This is a genomic window from Sediminibacterium sp., assembly GCF_051861365.1.
GTDB lineage: Bacteria > Bacteroidota > Bacteroidia > Chitinophagales > Chitinophagaceae > Sediminibacterium.
Genome location: NZ_JBHYCW010000002.1, coordinates 27819 through 50734, shown reverse-complemented (window position 1 = coordinate 50734; position 22916 = coordinate 27819). Strand labels below are relative to the sequence as shown.

17 protein-coding genes are annotated in these 22916 nt (G+C 39.4%); 8 read left to right on the top strand and 9 right to left on the bottom strand.

What is annotated here, in order from left to right:
• Positions 1 to 48: 48 nt before the first annotated feature.
• Entirely contained in the window at positions 49 to 1983 is a 1935-nt protein-coding gene (gene dnaG, locus ACTIEV_RS01055; RefSeq protein ID WP_439515894.1) for a DNA primase, read from the bottom strand.
• Positions 1984 to 2168: 185 nt separating this feature from the next.
• On the opposite strand from dnaG, the gene ACTIEV_RS01050 reads away from it, so the two are divergent.
• The 4 genes from ACTIEV_RS01050 to ACTIEV_RS01035 all read left to right on the top strand — a co-directional run bounded on the left by ACTIEV_RS01050 (position 2169) and on the right by ACTIEV_RS01035 (position 8908).
• Positions 2169 to 2915: a DeoR/GlpR family DNA-binding transcription regulator gene (locus tag ACTIEV_RS01050; protein WP_322195774.1), complete on the top strand. Its 747-nt coding sequence runs from the start codon at positions 2169 to 2171 to the stop codon at positions 2913 to 2915.
• 359 nt (positions 2916 to 3274) lie between these two features.
• Positions 3275 to 6415: a SusC/RagA family TonB-linked outer membrane protein gene (locus tag ACTIEV_RS01045; protein WP_322195773.1), complete on the top strand. Its 3141-nt coding sequence runs from the start codon at positions 3275 to 3277 to the stop codon at positions 6413 to 6415.
• A 38-nt stretch (positions 6416 to 6453) separates the two neighbouring features.
• A complete protein-coding gene (locus ACTIEV_RS01040) occupies positions 6454 to 8097 on the top strand; it encodes a SusD/RagB family nutrient-binding outer membrane lipoprotein (protein WP_322195772.1) in 1644 nt (547 codons plus the stop codon).
• 22 nt (positions 8098 to 8119) lie between these two features.
• Positions 8120 to 8908 (top strand): DUF4397 domain-containing protein, encoded by a 789-nt coding sequence (locus ACTIEV_RS01035; protein ID WP_439515893.1) that lies wholly within the window; start codon positions 8120 to 8122, stop codon positions 8906 to 8908.
• A 53-nt stretch (positions 8909 to 8961) separates the two neighbouring features.
• Here the strand turns inward: ACTIEV_RS01035 and ACTIEV_RS01030 are convergent, their stop codons facing one another.
• On the bottom strand, positions 8962 to 9594 hold the full coding sequence (locus ACTIEV_RS01030) for a J domain-containing protein (RefSeq protein ID WP_439515892.1): 633 nt from the start codon (positions 9592 to 9594) through the stop codon (positions 8962 to 8964).
• Between the two features lie 176 nt (positions 9595 to 9770).
• Entirely contained in the window at positions 9771 to 10169 is a 399-nt protein-coding gene (locus tag ACTIEV_RS01025) for an STAS domain-containing protein (RefSeq protein ID WP_322195769.1), read from the bottom strand.
• A 91-nt stretch (positions 10170 to 10260) separates the two neighbouring features.
• On the opposite strand from ACTIEV_RS01025, the gene ACTIEV_RS01020 reads away from it, so the two are divergent.
• Positions 10261 to 12813 (top strand): ATP-dependent Clp protease ATP-binding subunit, encoded by a 2553-nt coding sequence (locus ACTIEV_RS01020; protein ID WP_439515891.1) that lies wholly within the window; start codon positions 10261 to 10263, stop codon positions 12811 to 12813.
• A gap of 91 nt (positions 12814 to 12904) precedes the next feature.
• Here the strand turns inward: ACTIEV_RS01020 and ACTIEV_RS01015 are convergent, their stop codons facing one another.
• The 4 genes from ACTIEV_RS01015 to ACTIEV_RS01000 all read right to left on the bottom strand — a co-directional run bounded on the left by ACTIEV_RS01015 (position 12905) and on the right by ACTIEV_RS01000 (position 17373).
• A complete protein-coding gene (locus ACTIEV_RS01015; RefSeq protein WP_322195767.1) occupies positions 12905 to 13471 on the bottom strand; it encodes a UbiX family flavin prenyltransferase in 567 nt (188 codons plus the stop codon).
• Between the two features lie 65 nt (positions 13472 to 13536).
• A complete protein-coding gene (locus ACTIEV_RS01010; RefSeq protein ID WP_439515890.1) occupies positions 13537 to 14433 on the bottom strand; it encodes an HAEPLYID family protein in 897 nt (298 codons plus the stop codon).
• A gap of 142 nt (positions 14434 to 14575) precedes the next feature.
• A complete protein-coding gene (gene glgP, locus ACTIEV_RS01005; protein ID WP_322195765.1) occupies positions 14576 to 16228 on the bottom strand; it encodes an alpha-glucan family phosphorylase in 1653 nt (550 codons plus the stop codon).
• A gap of 194 nt (positions 16229 to 16422) precedes the next feature.
• Positions 16423 to 17373, bottom strand: coding sequence for a hypothetical protein (locus ACTIEV_RS01000; protein WP_322195764.1), 951 nt, complete (start codon positions 17371 to 17373; stop codon positions 16423 to 16425).
• Between the two features lie 94 nt (positions 17374 to 17467).
• Between ACTIEV_RS01000 and ACTIEV_RS00995 the strand changes: the two genes are divergently transcribed.
• The 3 genes from ACTIEV_RS00995 to ACTIEV_RS00985 all read left to right on the top strand — a co-directional run bounded on the left by ACTIEV_RS00995 (position 17468) and on the right by ACTIEV_RS00985 (position 21337).
• The gene (locus ACTIEV_RS00995) at positions 17468 to 18127 is read left to right on the top strand and encodes a metal-dependent transcriptional regulator (protein WP_322195763.1); all 660 of its coding nucleotides are present in this window, start codon (positions 17468 to 17470) and stop codon (positions 18125 to 18127) included.
• Position 18128: 1 nt separating this feature from the next.
• Positions 18129 to 20009, top strand: coding sequence for an Nramp family divalent metal transporter (locus tag ACTIEV_RS00990; RefSeq protein ID WP_322195762.1), 1881 nt, complete (start codon positions 18129 to 18131; stop codon positions 20007 to 20009).
• Between the two features lie 95 nt (positions 20010 to 20104).
• The gene (locus ACTIEV_RS00985) at positions 20105 to 21337 is read left to right on the top strand and encodes an NADP-dependent isocitrate dehydrogenase (protein WP_322195761.1); all 1233 of its coding nucleotides are present in this window, start codon (positions 20105 to 20107) and stop codon (positions 21335 to 21337) included.
• A 95-nt stretch (positions 21338 to 21432) separates the two neighbouring features.
• On the opposite strand, the gene smpB is transcribed toward ACTIEV_RS00985, so the two are convergent.
• Both smpB and accD read right to left on the bottom strand, forming a co-directional pair.
• Positions 21433 to 21873, bottom strand: coding sequence for an SsrA-binding protein SmpB (gene smpB, locus ACTIEV_RS00980; RefSeq protein WP_250685852.1), 441 nt, complete (start codon positions 21871 to 21873; stop codon positions 21433 to 21435).
• Between the two features lie 22 nt (positions 21874 to 21895).
• A complete protein-coding gene (gene accD / locus ACTIEV_RS00975) occupies positions 21896 to 22813 on the bottom strand; it encodes an acetyl-CoA carboxylase, carboxyltransferase subunit beta (RefSeq protein WP_322195760.1) in 918 nt (305 codons plus the stop codon).
• Positions 22814 to 22916 lie beyond the last annotated feature (103 nt).

Sequence of the window (22916 nt, the reverse complement as noted above, 5' to 3'; positions counted from 1 at the left end):
TGAAAAAATGATAATTTTTTTGAATTTTGACTTTTAACTTTTGACTTTTCATTTAATAATCACTGTTCCCAATTGGGTAGTGATTTCTTGTTCGGCTTCTTTGAGTTGTTTATGGATTTCAAGTAGTCTTTTAAAATCATCTGTAGATGCATGCTCAATATCTCTTTGATTTTCTTCGATCATTTTTTTAATTCTTCTTAGCTTATAAAAGCGAATACTCATGATGACATCCTGTCTGCTGGTATCACGATTCACAATATTCATTCCTTCCAACACTTCATCCCATTTTTGACTCAACTCAAAAGGTGTTACTGAAATACTAATGATTAGGTTTCTGATGTTTTCATCTTCATGATACAGCATTGACTTGGTAGTAGGTTCAAGTCCTTTTTCATAAGCGTCTTTATAGGCTTCAAATAATTTTTCAAGTATGGGTGTTTCAAAATGAAAATGTTCTAACTCACTAAAAATATAGTCTGCCACATTCGATGTTTCATCCCATGTGCGCAAACCATAATCCAGTAAAACACGGAGGATGTTTCGTTCATGTGCTTCATCTTGAACCAGCAATCGACTGGTATCATCTAATACATCTTCCGGCTGCTCTGCCTCTTTTAATTGTTGATTGAGTTCTTCTTGAGCAAGTCCTTTTTTTTCTTCTTTGGCAATCTTATCACGTTTGTATTTATTGACAAGATTGGTGAGACCGGCCTCATCAATTCTCAATAAATCAGAACATTGGCGGATATAATCTTGTTGTTTTGTAAAGTCTTCTGCCTTATTGATCTTGCTCAGGGTTTCGGCAACCTGATTCACTACTGCACTTTTCTTACTCACATCTGTTCCGGCTTCTTTCAACATGACTTCCAACTGGAATATGATAAAGTCTTTTTTCGATTTTGCAACAAAATCATTGAAAGCACTAACACCTACTTTATGAACATAACTATCGGGGTCTTCATTATCCGGAATTAATACGAGTCGAACATTGAGCCCTTCTTCCAAAGCCATGTCCAAACCACGCAATGCAGCTTTTACACCGGCGCTATCACCATCATAAATGATCGTAAGGTTATCGGTGTATTTTTTGATCAATCGGATTTGGTCTGTGGTTAGAGACGTTCCGCCACTTGCCACCACATTTTCAATACCTGCTTGGTGCAGACTCACAACATCGGTATATCCTTCTACGAGTAAACATTCTTTGGCTTTATCAATGGCCATTCGAGCCTGGTAGAGTCCATACAGTATCCTGCTTTTGACATAGATCTCATTCTCAGGCGTATTGATATATTTTGGTCCGCGATCACTCTTGCCAATCACGCGTGCTCCAAAACCAATGATCTTGCCTGTGTTGCCATGAATGGGGAATATGATACGATTGCGATAATTGTCTACCAGTTCATCATTATTTCTAACAGCACTCAACCCGCTTTTAGGCAGTAATTCACGGTTGAACTGATTTTCCAATAATGCTTTGGTGAGTCCATCTCTATGATCAGGGTTATAGCCTATTTGGAATTTGTGAAGAATATCTTCCCGAAAACCACGCTCTTTAAGATAACTGAGTGCAATCATTTTACCTTCATCGGTATCGAATAACTGTTCCGAGAAAAATTTCTGGGCAAAATTGTTGATCGCATACAGACTTTCAGAAGTGAGTTGCTGTAGTTTAATCTCCGGACTAGCTTCCGTTTCTTCAATTTCAATATTATAACGAGCGGCCAGCCATCGTAGTGCTTCCGGATAGCTGTATTTCTCGTGCTCCATTACGAAGTCAATGGCACGACCACTTTTACCACAGCCAAAACATTTATAAATTTCTTTGGTAGGTGATACGGTAAAAGAAGGTGTTTTTTCGTTGTGGAAGGGACAATTACCAATATAGTTGGTACCTCTTTTTTTCAGCTTCACAAATTCCCCCACAATATCAATGATATCGGCACGGTTGAAGATTTGTTGTATGGTGTTTTGGGAGATCATGGTTTAGGAAGGTGAAAGGTGAAAAGTGAAAAGTGAATTGACTATGGACCATAGACCATGGACTATAGTCCATAGTCCATGGCGTCGTTTCACTTTTCACCTTTCACTTCTCTCGTTCTTCGGGACGAAAATACAATTTTGGGGCTATGGAAGTTTGGAATTGAAGCATTTCCTTATTTTTATCCATGCTTAAGAAAGAACGACAAGCTTATATCATACAGCAAATCAATATCCATAATAAGGTATTGTCATCTGATTTGAGTGTACAACTGGATGTTTCAGAAGATACGGTAAGACGTGATCTTCAGGAGTTGGCAGAAGAGGGGAAGCTCATTAAAGTACATGGGGGTGCTTTGTCTAAATCGTTCCATTTTACGTTAGAGACAAATAGCATCTATTCATTGCCAGAGAAAAAAAGAATTGCCTATAAAGCGGTAGAGCTCATTAAAGATGGCATGTTCATCTTATTATCAGGAGGTACCACCATTCGAGAATTGGTAAAAGCTCTGCCGCCTGACTTGAGTGCCACTTTTATTACGGTGAGTGTGCCGATAGCATTGGAGTTATTGGAACATCCTACATGTGAAGTTATTTTCTTAGGAAATAAATTATCCAAGACCGCTCAAATATCTGTGGGTGCAGAAGTGATTCAGCGACTTGCCGGTATCAAGGCCGATTATTGTTTTCTGGGTACCAATAGTTTGGATGTTGAGGAAGGTATTACAGATTTGGAGTGGGAGATCATTGAAGTGAAAAGAGCCATGATACGAGGCTCTCAAAAAACGGTTTCTTTAGCGATATCTGAAAAATTGAATACTACACAAAAGTTACAAGTCTGTAAACCTGAGGAAATTGATATCCTCATTACAGAATTAGACCCATCTGATCCTAAACTGTCACCCTATATCCAAAGAGGCATTATGGTATTATAAGTGTATTTGCCACTCAATGACTTTTTATTCATTCGTTTTTTAGCGGGTTTATACCTTTTAGGGGGTGTAAAGTCTTTGTTTTTGCCAGTAATGCAGTTTTTTGCGGAAATACACATTTAGCATTGGCAATGTGAAAAAAATTATGATTAAATATATTCGAAAATATCGCATAAGAACTTTAACATTGCTTTATTATTCCGCTTTTCGATAACCAAGGCGATTTTTTGCAGTTTTTTGCGGCATTAAAAATTGATAACTGGTGCATTGTTTTGCGGGAATCCAATGTCTAAGTGAAAAATAGGGGATGGCCATACGAAGCTTCCCGATTAATCTCTGTTTACGAAACCAAAAAAACTCTTATGAGAAATGTTGTCTCAATCATGAAAGTGGCCTTAATGCTACTTTTGCTGTTTGCACTACCGGCCATTGGTCAGAGCCAAACAGTATCGGGAACCATTACAGATGCTGCGACCAAATTGCCCTTAGCAGGTGTAACCATTAAAGTGGTAGGCGCCACTGCCACCGCTCAAACAAATGAGCGTGGGGCTTTTACCATCCGTGCCAATAACGGACAATCACTTCAAATCAGTTATGTAGGCTATGAGGGTAAGCGTGTTGCCATAACAGGTGCACAACTCAATATTACCTTGTCTGCTGAAGTATCTGAATTGGAAGAAGTGGTAGTAGCCATGGATATCAAACGTAAACCTCGCGAATTGGGGTATTCGGTACAAAAAGTAACCGGTAAAGAAATCGCGGAAGCGCAGCGTGAAAATTTCGTGAACAGTTTACAGGGAAGGGTAGCAGGTCTATCTATTACACCTACAGGTGGACAAGCGGGATCTTCTTCTTCGATTGTTTTGAGAGGATTTAATTCTATGGCATTGAGTAACCAACCATTGTTTGTAGTGGATGGTGTGATCGTTGATAATGGTTCTGTGAATGAAAGTGGTGGCGGTGCTACCATTGGTTTGGCTTCTGATCAGCCCAATCGTGGACAAGATTACACCAACCGTATTTCAGATATCAATCCCAATGATATTGAATCTGTAACCGTACTGAAAGGTCCGGAAGCAACGGCTCTTTATGGTAGTCAGGCCAGTTCCGGTGCTATCGTTATCACGACCAAGAAAGCAAAAGCTATTGGAAAAATCAGCGTCAACTATGACAACAGTTTCCGTATTCAGAAATTAACCCGTACGCCTGATGTTTCCAACAAATACAGTCAGGGTAATAATGGAAACTCCGATAACAACGTTTACTCCTATTTCGGTCCGGCATATGGAACCGACGTACAGCTATATGATAACGTTAAAGAGTTTTTTGAAACCGGTTTTGCGCAAACACATAATGTGAGTGCTGATTATGGTACTAAAAATGCATCATGGCGTTTTTCAGGTTCTGCATTCGATCAAAAAGGTGTTGTACCTAATAACACATTCTCCAGATATAATATTCGATTATCTAACAGTACCAAGATCAATAAATGGATTGATATTGCTCCATCCATTAGTTATATTAGAACAACGAACAATAAACCTGAAAGAGGCGCTGGTTCTTATTTATTAAATCTGTTGACATGGCCATCTAATAATGATGCAAGCCAATACTTAACAGAGGATTCCAGAAAACTGCGTTTGGGAAATGATGAATTTGATAATCCTTATTTCAATTCACAATTTAATAGAGGGTACGATGTAAATGATCGTTTTCTGATGACTTTAGGAGTAAACCTGAATCCTTTTCCATGGTTGAGTGTTGCAGGTCGTTTTGGATATGATACGTATAATAATGATGGATTTTCTGTGAAAGATTCTGCATCTTCCGCCAGACTCCCAACAACATTCGGTGGAGGTATTGTTCGTACATCAAGAGGATTTCAGGATAATTTTTATCGCAAATACAAAGGATATAACCATACCATTACCGCAACAGCGCGTAAGAGTTTGGGTAATTTCAACGGACGGTTGATGGTGGGTACTATGTGGCAGGATTATCGCACAGAAATGTATGCGGTATCAGGCTCACAGTTAAAAGGCAATTACCTAAATGGTATGGATAGTAATAATACCAACCCCGCCACTCGTATTCGTTTGAATAACGCACAACGTAATGGCGGTCCTAATTATGTGTTGAGTCGTCAGGTAGCATTCTTTGGTGAGTTTGCACTGAATTATAAGAACTTAGCTTTCTTAACTTATTCTCACCGTTTTGAAGAGTCTTCTATCTTCCCCAAGCAATTTAGAAGCTATAATTATCCGGCAGGTAGTGTGAGCTTTATCATGTCAGACATCTTACCTTTTATAAAGAGAGGAAATGTGTTGAATTACTTTAAACTAAGAGGTTCACTTGCACAAACAGCTAGATCCAGCGCTCCATACGCCAATCAGTCTGTATTTAACTTTGTACAGTCTAGTGGTGGTGGATTTGCTTATGGATTCTCTAACAACAACTTTTTCTTGGAGCCTGAAATTCAAAAGACTTATGAATTGGGTGCTGAGTTCAAGTTCTTTAATAATAAGATCAACTTAGATGTTACTTATTACAACACTTTGAATGAAAAGCAGATCGCTGAAAACTTCAGAGCTAGTTATGGAACCGGTTTCGTATTGAATACTTTGAATGTGGGTTCTACACGTAATACAGGTATTGAAATTGCATTGGATGCAACGCCGGTACAAACCAAGAACTTTAGCTGGAGCACACGTGTGAACTTCAATAGAATGCGCAATAAAGTATTGAGTTTACCTGCAAACGTTCCGGAATTTTACATCTCTGATACATGGGTATTCGGAAATGCTCGTGGTGGTTTGATCACTGGTGGTCCAAGTACTTCTATTACCGGATTTGGATATCAGCGTAACAATGCCGGACAAATTCTGATTGAGCCAACTACAGGTCTTCCTTTGGTTGATCAAAGATTCTTGGTACGTGGAGATAGAAACCCTGATTTCAGTATCGGTTTCAATAACAACTTCCGTTATAAGAATTTTACCCTGAGTTTCCTTTGGGATGTGAAAATCGGCGGAGATATTTTCAATGCCAATGAAATGTTCCTGACCGGAAGAGGTAAAAGTTTAAGAACAGAGGATAGAAAAACACCGAGAGTAGTTGAAGGTGTCTTAAATGATGGCTTACAAAATACGGCTACTCCAACTAAAAATACCATCGCTATCACTCCTTACAACTTGCAGACCTATTATACTGCGAGAATGCCGGAAGAGGAATTTATTGAGAAAGACGTTAACTGGGTGCGTTTAAGAGATATCACGATCAGTTATATGTTCCCTGCAAAAGCTATACGCAAAATGCAGTTCCTGAAAGGATTGAGCTTGTTTGCAACCGGAAATGATTTAATTCTGATCACCAATTACACCGGTGCAGATCCTGCTACCAGTGCAAATACTTCTGCAACAAGAGGGGTAGGTGGTTTTGGGTTTGATTATGGAAACATTGCTACTCCTATAAGTGTAAACTTTGGCTTAAGAGCCGCTTTCTAAGGAGCTAAAAAAAATCGTATAACCACAAAGTCAATTTTATGAAATATACATTCTTTAAAAAACTACTAGTCGGAATTACATTGACCAGTGTAGTAGCCGTTTCTTGTAGTAAGAAAATAGATGAAGCATATCTCAATCCCAATGCGGATGTAAAAGTACCACCTGAACGATTATTGCCGGGTATTCTGGCAAGTATGGTAGGTAATGGTGCCGGACATGGTACTGCCAACGATGCCCGCTTTGCAGGCCGTTATATTCAAAACTGGCATTCTCTTAATGCCGGTTCTCCAGCCGATGCATATGATATGATGGGTGGAACAACCGGAGCCAGCGATAATGCTGCGTCAGTTTGGAGAACCCACTATTATGATCATGGGCAAAACCTAATGCGCATGATCGATTGGGCTGCAGAAGAGAAGAAATGGGATTATGTTGGAGTTGGACAAGCCATCTTCGCTTGGAGCTGGCTGACACTTGTAGATTATCATGGTGAAGTGATTTTAAAGGAAGCATTTAATACCAGCTTGATCACTTTCAAATATGATGAACCTCAAGATGTGTATACATTCGTTAGACAGCTTTGTCATACAGCACTTACTAATCTGAATAAAACAGGTGATGGTGTAAGTCAGGCCAATCTTGCTACAGGAGATCAATACTTCTATGGCGGTGATGTCAACAAATGGAAGAAGTTTGTTTATGGGGTTCTTGCACGTAGTTTCAATCACCTTAGTAACAAAGCATCTTATAATGCCGATTCGGTGATTGCTTATGCGAATCTGTCACTGGCTAGTAATGCTGATAATGCTACTTTGAAATTTGCAAATACAGGTATCTCTGCCAATGCCAATTTCTTTGGTCCGCTAAGAGGTAATGTGGGCACTTTACGTCAAGGTGCATTTTCAGTGAACCTATTAAACGGTACCAATCCGCATCCTTCATTTACAGGTGTGATTGATCCTCGCAGATGGTATTTATTAAGAACCAATCCAAATGGAACATTTGTTGGACTTGAGCCTAATCGCGGTAATGCGGGCATCACGAACGTGAATGATCGTCCTGAAAATTTTTGGGGTGGTACAAGCGCCGTTACAACAGGTACAACTGCCAATGAAACAACTGGAAGATTCATTTTCTTAAGTGGAGCTGAGTTCCCAGTAATGACGGCGAGTGAAATTCAGTTCATGAAAGCAGAAGCAGCTTTTAAAAAGAATGATAGAGTAACGGCTCTTGCAGCATTTCGTCAGGGTGTGAGTCTGCATTTTGATATGCTGACCGACAAATACAATACCAATGTGCCAACTGCTAATCAAATTACAGCCAGCACAAAAGCGGCATATATGGCTAGTACAGCAGTACCTTCAGATCCTTTGACTTTGACGCTAAGTCATATCATGTTGCAAAAATATATTGCCCTTTGGGGATACAATACCCTTGAAAGCTGGGTAGATATGCGTCGTTATCATTATACAGATATCGATCCTGCTACCACTTTACAAGTATATACAGGGTTTACTCCTCCAAGTGGTGTTAACATGTATGTAGACAATGCCGGCAAATTTGTTTATCGTGTAAGACCAAGATATAATTCTGAATACGTTTGGAATTTCAATGAATTGGTTAGAATCGGTGCTGATAAATTAGATTATCATACCAAAGAAACCTGGTTTTCACAGAAATAATTACACCCTCAAAACTTAACCGATGAAAAAATTATTATCCTATACAGCTATAATCGCAGCGGGTATGATGGTGTTTGCATCCTGCGAAAAACAGGCAGATCGTACAGCTGAATATACTACCGTTGAAGGCAAGGCATTTATTCGTGTAATACATGCTTCGCCTTCTTTCCGTCAGGTCTTTAATGCTCCTGATTCTATCAATTTGTATGTCAATAATGCAAAAGTGAATGGACCTTTGATTACTTACGGTGGGTTTTTCCCGGCAGCAGGTACAACCGGCTTTGGCTATTTTGCGGTACCTGCCGGACTTCAAACATTAAAAATAACCGTGGCAGGCAGAGTCAATCCTGATTCTATTCAGTTGGCTTTGTTTACCAATCTGGCTTTGAGAGGACAACGTTATTCTGTTATATTAACAGATGACGTAAAATCAACCAGAGATTCTTCCAAAATGGTTTTGCCAGATAATATCGTACAACCCAATACCGGAAACTATCGTCTTCGCTTTGTAAATGCTATCGCAGCAGATACTGCTGGTACTACTGTGAGCATTTTCTCTGCAAGAAGAAATGGGACTATCTTTAATAGTGTTGCTCCTGGTCAGGTTGTTGATTTTCAAACCCTGCCTTTCAATAGCCAGTTGAGTGATACCTTGTATGTACGCAGACCAGGCAGTACATTTAATTTGGCTGTTTTGAATAGCGCTTCATTCGGTAATCAACGTTCTTATACCATGATTTACCGTGGGTATGGTGATGTTGCAACTACCGGAACAAAAGGAAGAACATTGGTAACTTATTTGGATGAGTGATGAATAGTATAGAATATCTTATAAAAAAGCGCAACGTAAAAATTGCGCTTTTTTTATAACCTATAGATAAGATAACATACCAAGATTGCCATCATTAAGGCTAGAAGTATCTTATATTTCTCCCAATAATAATTACGCTGATAGGATCGTAAGAACTGATTGATTTGTTGCTGGCCCTCAACACCCAATCCATCTATTGCATGCATTATTTTAGTCAATCGCAAACAATCTGATCTGTCTACATACTGCATGCAATACAATAAGTCTTTTACTAACAAAATATTTTGCTTTTCGTCTTTCCACTTCTCTAATAATTGAATATGATATACTGAAAGAACAGCATCCATATCTAATACCAACTTATCCCGATTGATCCTATCCGGATTCATGAGTTGCACTCTTCCCACCAATTCTTTACTCATGTCTCTCACTTCTTCAGGCGTAGTAGCAATACGAATATTGCTATAGGTTTCTGAAAAAAGAGTTGCATCATATTTTTTTCTTTGTCTTGGATCACTCAGAATGGCATAAGCTTCCTTGATGAATGCAAATTGCTCAGCCGCATGAGCGTTTGGATTTTTATCCGGATGAAACTCCATGGCCAATAACCGATAAGACTTTTTGATCTCAGCAGTAGTTGCATTTGGTAAAACCCTTAGTATCTGGTAATAGTCTTTGTAGGACATAGTGGGATAGGATGTAGGATGTGTGATGTCGGATGTCTGATTTGAAATGTGAAAACTACTCCGTGCAACTCCGTACAAAACTCTGTGTAAACGTGGTTATTTTACCACAGGAGTTTTGTACGGCACAAAGATTCACGGAGTTTTTGTATATCAGACATCCGACATCAGACATTGTCTTACTCCGGTTTATCAAATTCAATATCATCACCATCCATCAGCTCTCTTTCGATTTCTTCCATTTGTACAATATCCCAAGCTTCGCTTTCAGTGGGGGTTATATTCATAAAGTCTAGTAATTCCTCTTGCTCAAAAACAGATTCAATCGGTTCTTTGAGATTGCATAAAACAAAGGAAGCGCTGTTCTCATAGAAATTTTGTTGAAGCAGGGCTAGGGTTTTAGCTGCTTCAGGTTCAATTTCAGTAATAGGTTCAAGATTTAACACGATGTTTCTTACTTCTTTTTGTAAGAAATCGGAACAGGTTTCGGCCAGTTTTGCTGCTATATTGGCAGAAAGTGCGGGCGTGACCGGTGTTACAACGGTGAATTTCTCTTTGGTATCAATTTTGACTTCCATTTTTACGTAGGTTACGTTAACAGCTGTGTATAACTGATACACAACTTCGCTCAAAAATATTCGTTATAATTGTATAAATCCAATTTAGGTTATGGATAATAATTTTTCAACACAGGTTAAAGAGATCATTTCTTTCAGCAGGGAAGAGGCTTTGCGGCTCGGAAACGACTTCATTGGCACAGAACACCTGTTATTGGGTTTGATCAGGGATGGCGACAATACCGCCATCAAAGTATTAAAACAACTCAATGTTGATTTGTATGAATTGCGGAAGGAAGTGGAATTGGCTGTGAAAGATAAGACCGGTAAAAATATTGCCAATATCAATAGTTTACCCCTTACCAAACAGGCAGAAAAAGTAATTCGTGTTACAGTTCTTGAAGCCAAGGCTTTGAAGAGTCCATTGGTAGAAACTGAACACCTTATGCTCAGCATTCTTAAGAATAAAGAGAATATAGCCACGCAGATTTTAAATCAATTTGATGTGGATTATGATCTATTCAGAAATGAGATAGGCATGGTAGGCTCTACCAATCCCAATCCACGTGCAGAATTCAGTGATGAAGGCGAAGATGAATTCGATGAAGAGAAAAGAGGCTCCGGATATCAGCAACCCAAATCCGGCGCAAAGGCAGGCGGTAATGCTAAAAGTAAAACGCCGGTTCTCGACAATTTTGGCAGAGATATCACCAAATTGGCAGAATCAGGTTCCTTAGACCCCATTGTAGGTCGTGAAGCGGAAATAGAAAGAGTGAGTCAGATATTGAGCCGCCGCAAAAAGAATAATCCTATTCTAATCGGTGAGCCGGGTGTAGGTAAAACAGCCATTGTTGAAGGATTGGCATTGCGTATCGTTCAACGTAAAGTAAGTCGTGTCCTCTTCGATAAACGCGTTATATCATTGGATTTAGCTGCATTGGTAGCAGGTACCAAATACCGTGGTCAGTTTGAGGAAAGAATGAAAGCCATCATGAATGAACTGGAAAAAAACAGAGATGTTATTCTGTTCATTGATGAAATACATACCATTGTAGGTGCAGGTGGTGCCAGCGGTTCATTGGATGCATCCAATATATTCAAACCGGCTTTGGCAAGAGGAGAACTGCAATGTATTGGCGCATCTACCTTGGATGAGTACCGCATGTACATTGAAAAAGATGGTGCATTAGACAGACGATTCCAAAAAGTAATTGTAGAACCACCTAGTGTAGAAGATACCATTACTATCCTTAATAATATCAAATCTAAATACGAAGACTTCCACAATGTATCTTATGGCGATGATGCCATTGATGCTTGTGTGAAATTGAGTGATCGTTATATGACGGATAGATTACTGCCTGACAAAGCGATTGATGTATTGGATGAAGTAGGAGCACGGGTACACCTGAAAAATATCAATGTTCCGCAGGAGATTGTGGAATTGGAGAAGAAGATCGAAGACATTAAGAACGAGAAAAATAAAGTAGTAAAAAGTCAGCGTTTTGAAGAAGCGGCTGCACTGCGTGATACGGAAAAGAGATTGGGAGAAGAATTAGAGAAAGCGAAGACTCAATGGGAAGAAGAAAGTAAACACAAACGTTATCCCATCAGTGAAGAGCATATCGCCGAAGTGGTGAGTATGATGACAGGTATTCCTGTGAAGAGAATGGTACAAGCAGAGACCGAGAAGCTACGCCGGATGAGTGATGATATGATGGGTATGGTGGTTGGACAAGACGAAGCCATTCAAAAAGTTGTGAAAGCCATTCAACGTAATCGTGTGGGTTTGAAAGATCCTAAGAAACCAATTGGAACCTTTATTTTCTTAGGTCCGACAGGTGTTGGTAAAACAGAGTTGGCACGTGCTTTGGCTCGTTATATGTTTGATTCTGAAGACTCACTGATTCGTATTGATATGAGTGAATACATGGAGAAGTTCACCGTAAGTAGATTGATCGGAGCACCTCCGGGTTATGTAGGATATGAAGAGGGCGGACAGCTAACAGAAAAAGTAAGACGCAAGCCCTATTGTGTGATCCTATTGGATGAAATCGAAAAAGCACATCCTGATATTTATAACATATTGTTGCAGGTATTGGATGATGGTCAGCTGACGGATGGGTTGGGTAGAAAAGTAGATTTCAAAAATACCATGATTATCATGACTTCTAACATAGGTGTTCGCCAGTTGAAAGAGTTTGGTGATGGGGTAGGTTTTGCAACTGCTACTCGTATTCAAAATGCAGAGGAGAATAATAAGGCAGTCATTGAAAAAGCACTGAAAAGAACCTTCTCTCCGGAGTTCTTGAATCGTATTGATGATGTGGTCGTATTCAACTCATTGAGTCAAGAAAATATCTTTAACATTATTGATATTTTGATGAAAGGTGTTTCCAAGCGCTTACAAAATCTTGGATTCTCTTTAGAACTAACAGCAGCTGCCAAAGAATTCATTTCTGAAAAAGGCTATGATTCACAGTTTGGCGCACGTCCGCTACACCGCGCCATTCAAAAATACCTGGAAGATCCATTAGCGGAAGAGATTCTGAATATGAATATCAAGCAAGGAGATGTATTGATTGCAGATCTTGATAAAGAATCAGGTAAACTCAAATTCGATTTTCAGAAAAGAGTAGAAGAAGGAGAGAACGCACAAGTATAAGAGAAGGTAAGTACTCGATATAAAGGCTCTGCTGAAAAGCGGAGCTTTTTTTTGGTCGATAGTCCATAGACCATGGTCCATGGACTATCGACTACGGTCTGCTTCCCCAACGGTAAGACGCCTGCTCTAACCCAGCAAGATCAAGCACACGATCAACAACAGTTGCGGCTACTTCTTCAATGGTTTGTGGGTTGCTGTAAAAGGAAGGGGTGGCGGGACAAATAATCCCGCCGGCGAGTGTCACCGTTTCCATATTTTTAATGTGGATGAGGTTATAAGGGGTTTCACGCACCATCAGGATCAACTTTCTTCTTTCTTTTAATACCACATCTGCAGCTCTTGTTACCAGGTCATCACTTACTCCGGCTGCAATGCGACCAAGGGTACCCATGCTGCAGGGAGCAACGATCATGATATTATATTTAGCAGAACCGGAGGCAAAGGGTGCATTAAAATCATACTTTTCAAAATAGCGGAAGGGGTATTGATCATACTCCTCATTGCCCAATTCTGTTTTCCAAACTTCCTTGGCATTTTTACTCATGACGATGCCAATTTCCTGATATTGCTCAGGCATGGCCTGTAACTTATCAAGCAATAACTTGGCATAAATGGAACCACTGGCTCCTGTAATGGCAATGGCTATTTTGTTTTCCATAAACCCGTTTAGTAGGATAACAAAATTACTGTCTAAATGTTACAATTACCTTTATTTAAGGGCTATTATGGTGCTGTAACCAACCGAGGCTGTCGGTGGTGCTTCTGTCCGGGTTCATATATCAGTCTTACAAAACTGCTGAAACGTTGGTTTTCTCTCTTCACCGGAACCCCAGCTACAATACCAATAAGCAGATTATCTGCGATGCCAACTCTCATTTGTGGTCTGATGACCATATCAAAATCCTTCTTTCGAAAATCCTTGTTGAACTCCATACCCACAAAATTTCGAGTACCCGGAATCATATAATGAAAATTGGTATTGACCTGCCAATTCTTGCTGGTATGATGGGTAATAACACTTCTTTCAATTTGTGGTCCGGTATATAGTAGAGTATGGAAATTATTACCCCATCTTTTGGCAGCAATAAAGAATGGATTGAATTGATGAGCGCTGATGAATCGACTTGATTTGTAATTTCTGAATTCAGGCATCATGAATTCATGGATATAACCTATCGCCAAAGAGGTTTTGTGTTTTTCAGAAACAAAAAATGAATATTGTGTAGCGAGTTTTAGTCCATTCAGTTTTGATCCGGGAATAGAGTCTTTACTGATGCCTCCTAGTGGTGAATAATAGGAGAAAGGAAGTTCTACTTCAAATCCCAATCTACTGATGGGTGCAAATTCATATTCAATCAATGTAGTATAAAGATCGTATCGATTATTGTCTGTTAGTCCCAAACCAATATTCCATTCTCTTTCTCCTTTTCTGGCACCGAGATCACGAATCAAATCTATGAACAGCGGCTCAGCATGTAAAACCTTATCCGGCTTACGTTTATCCTGTACTTCTTTGATATAGATACTATCAATTCGTTGCTTTTCCTGTTTCAAACTATCCATTTGACCAAAAGATTGCAGAAATCCTAATAGTACAAACGATAATAATAAATACCTCATGACGCGAAAATAGCAGCTATGGAAGTGTAGGGGTGTTAAGGAAAGGTGAAGGGTGGATAGGGAGAGGTGAAAAGTGAAAGGTGAAACGATACCATGGACTATGGTCCATTGACCTTTCACTTTTCACCTTTCACCATCAAGTCTATTTATACATGATCTCATAATACTCATGCGCCATCCTGTTACTATCGAACTGGAAGCGTACATCTCTCATACCATTTTTGGTGATTTGTCTCCAGGTATCAAAGTTGTCATAGTACATCGGGATGATCTGTTGCTCTAAAATTTCATAGGCTTTGTTCAAATCATATTCATCTTGATCGTGTACTGTCATATTTTCATAGTCAGCTTTAGGTACTACAAAACCATTGTTGCCATGGTTAATAAATTCAGGGATCCATCCATCATCCGTAGAGAAGTTTACCGCACCATTCATAGCAGCCGTCATACCACTGGTTCCTGATGCTTCTCTGGGTACGCGTGGATTATTGAGCCAAACATCTGCTGCTTGTTTCATTCGCTTGCTCAATCCCAATTCATAACCAATCAATACAGCTACATTTTTGTAGTTCTTACTCAAATGAACCAGGTTGTTGAATTGCGAAATAGCAGGATAATCAACAGGATAAGGTTTTCCAGCCCAAATGATCTGTACCGGATGTTTTAAATCATTCAGCATTTTCTCAAAACGCTCCATGTCGTAGGTCAACATATCCGCACGTTTGTATCCGGCAAATCTTCTAGCCCATACAATGGTTAGTACATTGGGATCAAATACTTTTCCGGTTTGATCGGCAACGATCTCAAAAGCTCTTTTCTTTAGGTACTTTTTTCTGTCATCAAATGCAAAGTCATTACCTTCTTCCATGGCACGATACATTTGCTTATCAGCCCAATAACGCCAGTTCTGTGCGTTGGTGATAGATGTTATCGGACAAATACCCTCATGGTTCTTCCACATTTCACGACTTACATGTCCATGAAGTGCAGATACACCATTGGCTTTGCGTGCAAAGCGTAATGCAGCCAATGAGTGATTGAATTGATCGTCTTTAATACCGGTGAGTTTACGTACTTCATCAATACTTAATCCACAGAAATAACTCATTTTATGACATAAATAGATGTCATGTTTTTCATTACCCGCTTCTTCAGGAGTATGTGTGGTGAATACCAGATGCTCTTTTACTTTTTCGGCACTCTTGAATTTGTTCAACAAATAGAAAGCAGAAGAAATGCCATGTGCTTCATTCAAATGATATACATCAGGATTGAAGCCTAATTCGTCAATCAATTTAGCTCCACCTACGCCTAACAAAATAAATTGTGCAACTTTTGTTGCCACATTGGCGTCGTATAAACGATGTGTGATGGTTTGAGAAACATAATCGTTCTCCGGTAAATCAGTACTCAATAAAAATAGGGGAGCACTGTTGAATGTTTCCGGATTTAAATAATATGCTTTCACCCACACCGGATGTTCATGGATCAATATCTGAAACTTGATACCGGTATCTTCGAGAAAACTATAAATTTTCTCCATGAAAGTAACCTGTAAAGTCTGGTCCTGATTTCTTGCCTGATCATAATAACCATACTTCCAAAGGATCCCGATACCAATCATATTCTGCTTAAGTTCATAGGCACTTCTTAGATGTGAACCCGCCAGAAATCCTAAACCGCCACTGTATATTTTTAAAGGTTGATGAATTGCAAATTCCATTGAAAAATAAGCAGCTTTCTTACTGTACTGCTCATTAATCTGATAAGGGACATGATAATTTCTAAAATTCATAAATGCTCGTTTGGTGATCAATTAGCGCTTGCAATATAGGGGTATTTCAATAAAATGTACTTTTTACACAATAGAACTGTGGGTAATCAGTGGGAAGATAATCAGCTTTGTACAAACAAACGTTAGGATTCAATGATGAAAAGGCATTGCAAACGTTTTCGGGAAATTTATACCGTAAAAATGGAACAATTGTATCAAGACGATTTTTTCTTTTTAGCTTTCACTTCCTTCTTTTTTCGATAGGCATCATCAAAAAAACATTTGATGCCTCTATGGTTGCCACAACTTCCTTGCTCTTTTACATTGACATGGTTGCCGGAAAAACTAAAATCTATGATACATGGATCACCATTCTGCAGATAGATGGCAGTTGAAGCTGTTTTCATTTTAAAATCGCCTTTCAATTCACCTACACATGCACCTTTGTCTTTCTCAAAATGAATAAAAAACAAGTATGTATTCGCATCTTTACCATCACGGATGGAGATATAATTCTTTTCATTCTTTACATAGTCGCCACTTAACTTGTTTTTTCTGGGGAGGGTATCAATTGGATTAATCACTGCTGTTTTTTCCGGATCTTCATTACTGTCGTTGATCACTAGCATAAAGAATCCTTCATTGTTATAAATCCAACCGGCTCTTGTAAATTTTGTGGTATTGTCCGGCGCTTGTTTTTCACGATTGATCAGGAAGGTGGGTTCCTTATTAATCGAAACAAATCGATAATAATTATCTGTTTTCTGATTTGTCAACAACTCTTTGGATGCTAAATAGGAAAGTTTTTTATCTGTTACAAATACAACATTTGTGGTCTTTTTTTGTCGGGTGAAATTGAGCAATAAATAATTTTCATTTTCTTTTTCAATGATACCCACCGGACGAATCACCGTTTTTTTATCTTTTCCTACATAAGTCTTTAGCACAGAATCAGGAATGAACTGAACCAAAGCCTTGTAACCAATTCGAGTGGTATCAGCTTTACGTGCCAGATTGGAGTCGGCCATTAAAAATGATCCGGTAATTTTTGGGAATACAGTAATAAAATCTTCTGCTTTTAAAGGCACTTCGCCGGAAAAGTCAATTTTTTTGTCCTTACAGGCGAAACAAATGATCAGCAAACATATAGGCGCCCAGTATCTCATGAACCTAATTTGACTTAAAAATAGTGTTTTCGATGGAAGTACTTGCAAATTCGGTAATAAAAATTTAGGTTTGTCTAAAAATAAATTTAGGGTCATGAAGTTTACGATGGCGGAGGAGAATTATATTAAAGCAGTATATCACTTACAACATGGTCAGGAAGTGGTTAGTACCAATGCGTTATCTGCAGAGCTACAAACTAAGCCTGCCTCGGTGACGGATATGCTCAAAAAATTAAAAGCTAAAAAAATCATTAGCTATGAACCTTACCGTGGTGTAAAACTGAGTGCAGAGGGTAGGAAAGTGGCTTTGGGCATTGTACGCAAGCATCGGTTATGGGAATATTTCCTGGTAGATAAATTGCAATTTGGTTGGGATGAAGTACATGAAGTTGCGGAAGAACTGGAACATATCAGCAGTAACAAACTTATTGATAAACTAGATGAGTTTTTAGGTCATCCTAAATTTGATCCGCATGGTGATCCGATACCCGATAGTAAAGGCAAGATCATTGCGCAACCACAAGAACAGTTATCAGGAGCCCTCCTTCATACACCTGTTCAAATTACTGCAGTGGGTAGTCAATCCACTGAATTATTGGAATTGTTGAAACATAAAGGACTACAAATGGGTACACGTTTAGAAGTAAAAAAAGTATTTGATTTTGACGGATCATTGGAGCTACGCATTAAAAATCAACAAGTCGTTACAGTAAGCCGTGAATTGGCATCTGTACTATTTGTAAAATCCCTGTAACATGAAACAAAATAATGAATCGGTTTCTCTGAGTGAAGTGCATGAAACAGTGGATACAACTACACCACGAAAAGGATGGAGACGTATATTGGCTTATTTGGGGCCGGCATACTTGGTGAGTGTGGGTTATATGGATCCGGGTAATTGGGCAACTGATCTTCAAGGGGGTGCCAAATTTGGTTATCAACTCATTTGGGTTTTACTGATGAGTAACCTCATGGCATTATTGCTACAAAGTTTGAGTGCCAGATTGGGTATTGTGAGAAGAAGAGACCTTGCACAAGCCAATCGAGAAACCTATCCACCCGTTGTCAATTTTTGTTTGTACATATTGGCAGAACTGGCCATTGCAGCTACCGATCTGGCAGAAGTAGTAGGTATGGCTATCGGCTTACATTTGTTGACGGGCTTGCCATTAATGTGGGGTGTTGCTATTACCGTATTAGATACTTTTCTTTTTCTGCTGCTGCAACGATATGGCATCCGTAAAATGGAGGCATTTATTTTGGCATTGGTAGCTACGATTGGAGTTTCTTTTTTGATTGAAATTTTATTGGCAAAACCGGATCTTTCAGAAGTAGTTACCGGATTCGTTCCATCCATGTTGAGTAATGAGTCTTTGTACATTGCAGTGGGGATTATTGGCGCTACTGTAATGCCCCATAATCTTTACTTGCATTCTGCATTGGTTCAAACCAGAAAGATTGGGTCAGATCAAAAAAGCATTAAGCGTGCATTGAAATATAATTTTATTGATAGTACCATCGCATTGAATGCAGCATTTTTTGTGAATGCTGCGATACTTGTTTTGGCGGCAACTGTTTTTTTCAAAACAGGAAATACGGAAGTAGCCAGAATTGAAGATGCGCACAAATTATTGCAACCGCTTTTAGGAACAGAATTAGCGCCCATTCTTTTTGCAGTAGCACTGATTGCTGCGGGGCAAAGCTCTACCATTACCGGTACACTTGCCGGACAAATAGTAATGGAAGGATATTTACGATTGCGTTTGAATCCTTGGTTGAGAAGATTGATTACCCGTTTAATTGCGATTGTTCCTGCTGTATTGGTAATTGGGATTTATGGAGATGATAAGGTGGATGACTTACTGGTGTTCAGTCAGGTGATACTGAGTTTACAATTGGGATTTGCTGTGATACCATTGATCCATTTTGTAAGTGATAAAGAAACCATGGGCAGTTTTGTGATTAAACCATGGGTGAAAGTTGCTGCATGGACTGTAGCTTGTATTTTGGTATTCTTAAATGTAAAACTGGTTGCTGAAGAAGCATTGGCTGTGTATGATGCACAAGGTGAGTGGGGATTGAAGATCTTGGTAAGTGTTTTGATACTATTGTTTTTATGGTTATTTGTGACCATGACTTTCCTTCCATTCTTTAAAAAGAAAAGAGAACAACAGCATGCAGCTATGCATGGAGAATGGGCCGAATTGGACAATCTTTCTGTGAAAGCAACGAAGAAAATTGCCATTGCACTGGATTTTACAAAAGCCGACGAAAAACTGATTGCGCATGCTTTGGCTCAGGGTAATAAGAACGTTTCCTTTTTACTGTTACATGTGGTAGAAAGTGTGTCGGCCAAATACCTTGGTGATGCCAGTGATGATGACGAGACAAGGTTGGATAAAAAAAGGATTGATCATTATTGTGCCCAACTAAGGGCGCAGGGCTATCAGGCAGAAGCCGTATTGGGATATAAGAATCGTGTTACAGAAATCATTAGGATCGTAAAAGATTCAGGAGCAGATATGGTAGTAATGGGAGCACACCGGCACAGTGGTTGGAAGGATTATTTGTTTGGTGAAACCATTGAAGATGTTCGTCATGCCTTACAAATACCGGTACTGATCGTGAATGTTTAGTGGAAAATAAGCTATGAAAGGCTAAAAGGGCATTTGTCCTGAAATAGCTTGAATTCGTTACATTTGTGCCCGTTTTATCATTAAAATAAACCGTAATGACGCAAAAAATTAAAGTAGCAAATCCGGTCGTAGAACTGGATGGTGATGAGATGACAAGAATCATCTGGAAATTCATTAAAGAGAAATTGATCCTTCCTTATCTGGAATTGGATATTAAATATTACGACCTGGGAATGGAGTATCGCGATGAGACCAATGATCAGGTAACGATTGATGCTGCCAATGCAATCAAACAATATGGCGTAGGCATCAAATGCGCTACCATTACTCCCGATGAAGAGCGTGTAAAAGAATTCAAGCTCAAACAAATGTGGAAGAGTCCGAACGGAACCATCAGAAATATTCTGGATGGTACTGTTTTCCGTGAGCCCATCGTTTGTTCAAATGTTCCGAGATTGGTACCTAACTGGACTGCGCCAATCTGTATTGGTCGTCATGCTTTTGGAGATCAATATCGTGCCACAGATTTTGTAACCAAAGGAAAAGGTAAACTCACCGTTAAGTTTGAAGGAGAGGATGGAACCGTTCAAGAATTTGAAGTGTTCAATTTTAAAGGAGACGGTGTTGCTTTAGCGATGTACAATACCGATGAGAGCATCAAAGGTTTTGCCCGTGCTTGTTTCAATCAGGCATTGAGTAAAAAATGGCCTTTATACTTATCTACTAAGAATACCATTTTGAAAAAATATGATGGTCGTTTCAAAGATATTTTTGAAGAGATCTATCAGAATGAATTCAAAGCTGCATTCACTGAAGCAGGTATTACGTATGAACATCGTTTGATCGATGACATGGTAGCCAGTGCATTAAAGTGGAATGGTAATTTTGTATGGGCTTGTAAGAACTATGACGGTGATGTACAAAGTGATACTGTTGCACAAGGTTTCGGTTCTCTAGGTCTGATGACTTCAACGCTTGTTACCCCTGACGGAAAAGTGATGGAAGCAGAAGCTGCACACGGAACCGTAACCCGCCACTATCGTGAACACCAAAAAGGGAAGCCAACCTCTACCAATCCGATCGCATCTATTTTTGCATGGACAAGAGGTTTGGAATTCCGTGGAAAGTTGGATGGTAATCAGGAACTGATCAATTTCTGTCAAGCTTTAGAGCAGGTATGTATTGAAACTGTTGAGAGCGGAAAAATGACCAAAGACTTAGCAGTATGTATCCATGGTAACAAAGTGAATCATGGAGAACACTATCTGTATACTGAAGAGTTTTTGGAAGCGTTGGATCAAAACCTGAAAGTGAAACTCGCTAAATAGATCTTTGATTTGATGATCTTTGATTTCTTGATTTGAAAAAATAAATCAAGAAATCAAAGATCTCTCAAGGAGTCCTTCGGACAAAAAATCAAACTTTATTTCAAGAAACGCTTAATCTCTTTCTGCACATCCCTGTCTTTGATCGTTTCACGCTTATCGTGTAGCTTTTTACCTTTTCCTAGTCCTATTTCTACTTTCACCAGATTTTTATCGTTCAAGAAAACGCGTAAGGGGATTACGGTGTAGCCTTTCTCTTTTAATTTGGCTTGTATTTTTTTCAGCTCTCTTTTTTGCAAGAGTAATTTTCTGTCGTGAACAGCGATATGGTTATTGGCTGTACCATGTGAGTATTCGGCGATATATAATCCACGTACCCATAGTTCGCCATCATCAAACAAGCAAAACGCATCATTGAAACTCACTTTGCCATCTCTGATCGATTTCACTTCGGTACCTAGCAATACAATCCCTGCCACATATTTATCTTCGATGTGGTAATTATAATAAGCCTGCCTGTTATTCATTTCTTTTGCCATGGCAGTGTGGAATAAGGAGCCCTTATTTTCTGAAGTGCATGGCTAGTTGTGCCAGTTTCTGTTTCAGTTGTTTTCTCTCTACAATAAAGTCGAGGAATCCATGTTCTAATAAGAATTCACTTCTTTGGAAGCCTTCCGGTAGATCTCTTTTGATGGTTTCTTTGATGACACGTGGACCTGCGAAACCAATCAGTGCGCCGGGTTCAGCGATATTCAGATCGCCCAGCATACCAAAGCTGGCGGAAATGCCACCAAAAGTTGGGTCGGTGAGTAATGAAATATAGGGGAGACCCGCATCGCTCAATTGAGAGAGCTTGCCACTGGTCTTGGCTAACTGCATCAGACTGAAAGCACTTTCCATCATACGTGCACCACCACTTTTACTGATGACGAGGTAGGGTAGTTTGTGTTCAATACAATAATCTACTGCGCGACTGAATTTCTCACCCATCACACTTCCCAAAGAACCACCAATGAATTCAAAGTCCATACACGCAATTACAAAACCTTCTCCATCCACTTTACCGGTAGCTACGCGCATGGAGTCTTTCAGATCGGTCTTGGCATGAATTTCATCCAGACGTTTCTGATAAGGCTTCAGATCGGTGAATCCGAGTGCATCCTTACTTTTGATTTGATCAAAAAGTTCGATGTATTCGTTGTTATCAAAAAGGAAGTCATAATAATCCGCACTACCAATTCGGTGGTGGTGATTACACTTCGGACATACATATAGATTTTCAGCCAGTTCTGTAGTGGTACAGATATAATTACATTCCGGACATTTGTTCCAGAGTCCTTCGGGGGTTTCTTTTTTATCAGCAGTAGAAGTCAGAATGCCTTTGCGTATACGCTTGAACCAACGTGGTTTGGCATCATCTCCCTGTGGACCTTCTCCGGTTAAATTTGCTTCAAAATCTTCTTCACGTTCTTTTTTCATAACGGGGCAATAGATTGGGCGGCTAAGATAGGGAATTAGTGGGTAATGGGGTCATAGTCCATGGTTAATGGTCCATAGTCCAGAGTAAAAAAATCATTTCCTA

What these genes read in the sequence shown, in the direction of transcription:
- dnaG (WP_439515894.1), bottom strand. Translation starts at nt 1,983, where the DNA reads ATGATCTCCCAAAACACCATACAACAAATCTTCAACCGTGCCGATATC.
- ACTIEV_RS01050 (WP_322195774.1), top strand. Translation starts at nt 2,169, where the DNA reads ATGCTTAAGAAAGAACGACAAGCTTATATCATACAGCAAATCAATATC.
- ACTIEV_RS01045 (WP_322195773.1), top strand. Translation starts at nt 3,275, where the DNA reads ATGAGAAATGTTGTCTCAATCATGAAAGTGGCCTTAATGCTACTTTTG.
- ACTIEV_RS01040 (WP_322195772.1), top strand. Translation starts at nt 6,454, where the DNA reads ATGAAATATACATTCTTTAAAAAACTACTAGTCGGAATTACATTGACC.
- ACTIEV_RS01035 (WP_439515893.1), top strand. Translation starts at nt 8,120, where the DNA reads ATGAAAAAATTATTATCCTATACAGCTATAATCGCAGCGGGTATGATG.
- ACTIEV_RS01030 (WP_439515892.1), bottom strand. Translation starts at nt 9,594, where the DNA reads ATGTCCTACAAAGACTATTACCAGATACTAAGGGTTTTACCAAATGCA.
- ACTIEV_RS01025 (WP_322195769.1), bottom strand. Translation starts at nt 10,169, where the DNA reads ATGGAAGTCAAAATTGATACCAAAGAGAAATTCACCGTTGTAACACCG.
- ACTIEV_RS01020 (WP_439515891.1), top strand. Translation starts at nt 10,261, where the DNA reads ATGGATAATAATTTTTCAACACAGGTTAAAGAGATCATTTCTTTCAGC.
- ACTIEV_RS01015 (WP_322195767.1), bottom strand. Translation starts at nt 13,471, where the DNA reads ATGGAAAACAAAATAGCCATTGCCATTACAGGAGCCAGTGGTTCCATT.
- ACTIEV_RS01010 (WP_439515890.1), bottom strand. Translation starts at nt 14,433, where the DNA reads ATGAGGTATTTATTATTATCGTTTGTACTATTAGGATTTCTGCAATCT.
- glgP (WP_322195765.1), bottom strand. Translation starts at nt 16,228, where the DNA reads ATGAATTTTAGAAATTATCATGTCCCTTATCAGATTAATGAGCAGTAC.
- ACTIEV_RS01000 (WP_322195764.1), bottom strand. Translation starts at nt 17,373, where the DNA reads ATGAGATACTGGGCGCCTATATGTTTGCTGATCATTTGTTTCGCCTGT.
- ACTIEV_RS00995 (WP_322195763.1), top strand. Translation starts at nt 17,468, where the DNA reads ATGAAGTTTACGATGGCGGAGGAGAATTATATTAAAGCAGTATATCAC.
- ACTIEV_RS00990 (WP_322195762.1), top strand. Translation starts at nt 18,129, where the DNA reads ATGAAACAAAATAATGAATCGGTTTCTCTGAGTGAAGTGCATGAAACA.
- ACTIEV_RS00985 (WP_322195761.1), top strand. Translation starts at nt 20,105, where the DNA reads ATGACGCAAAAAATTAAAGTAGCAAATCCGGTCGTAGAACTGGATGGT.
- smpB (WP_250685852.1), bottom strand. Translation starts at nt 21,873, where the DNA reads ATGGCAAAAGAAATGAATAACAGGCAGGCTTATTATAATTACCACATC.
- accD (WP_322195760.1), bottom strand. Translation starts at nt 22,813, where the DNA reads ATGAAAAAAGAACGTGAAGAAGATTTTGAAGCAAATTTAACCGGAGAA.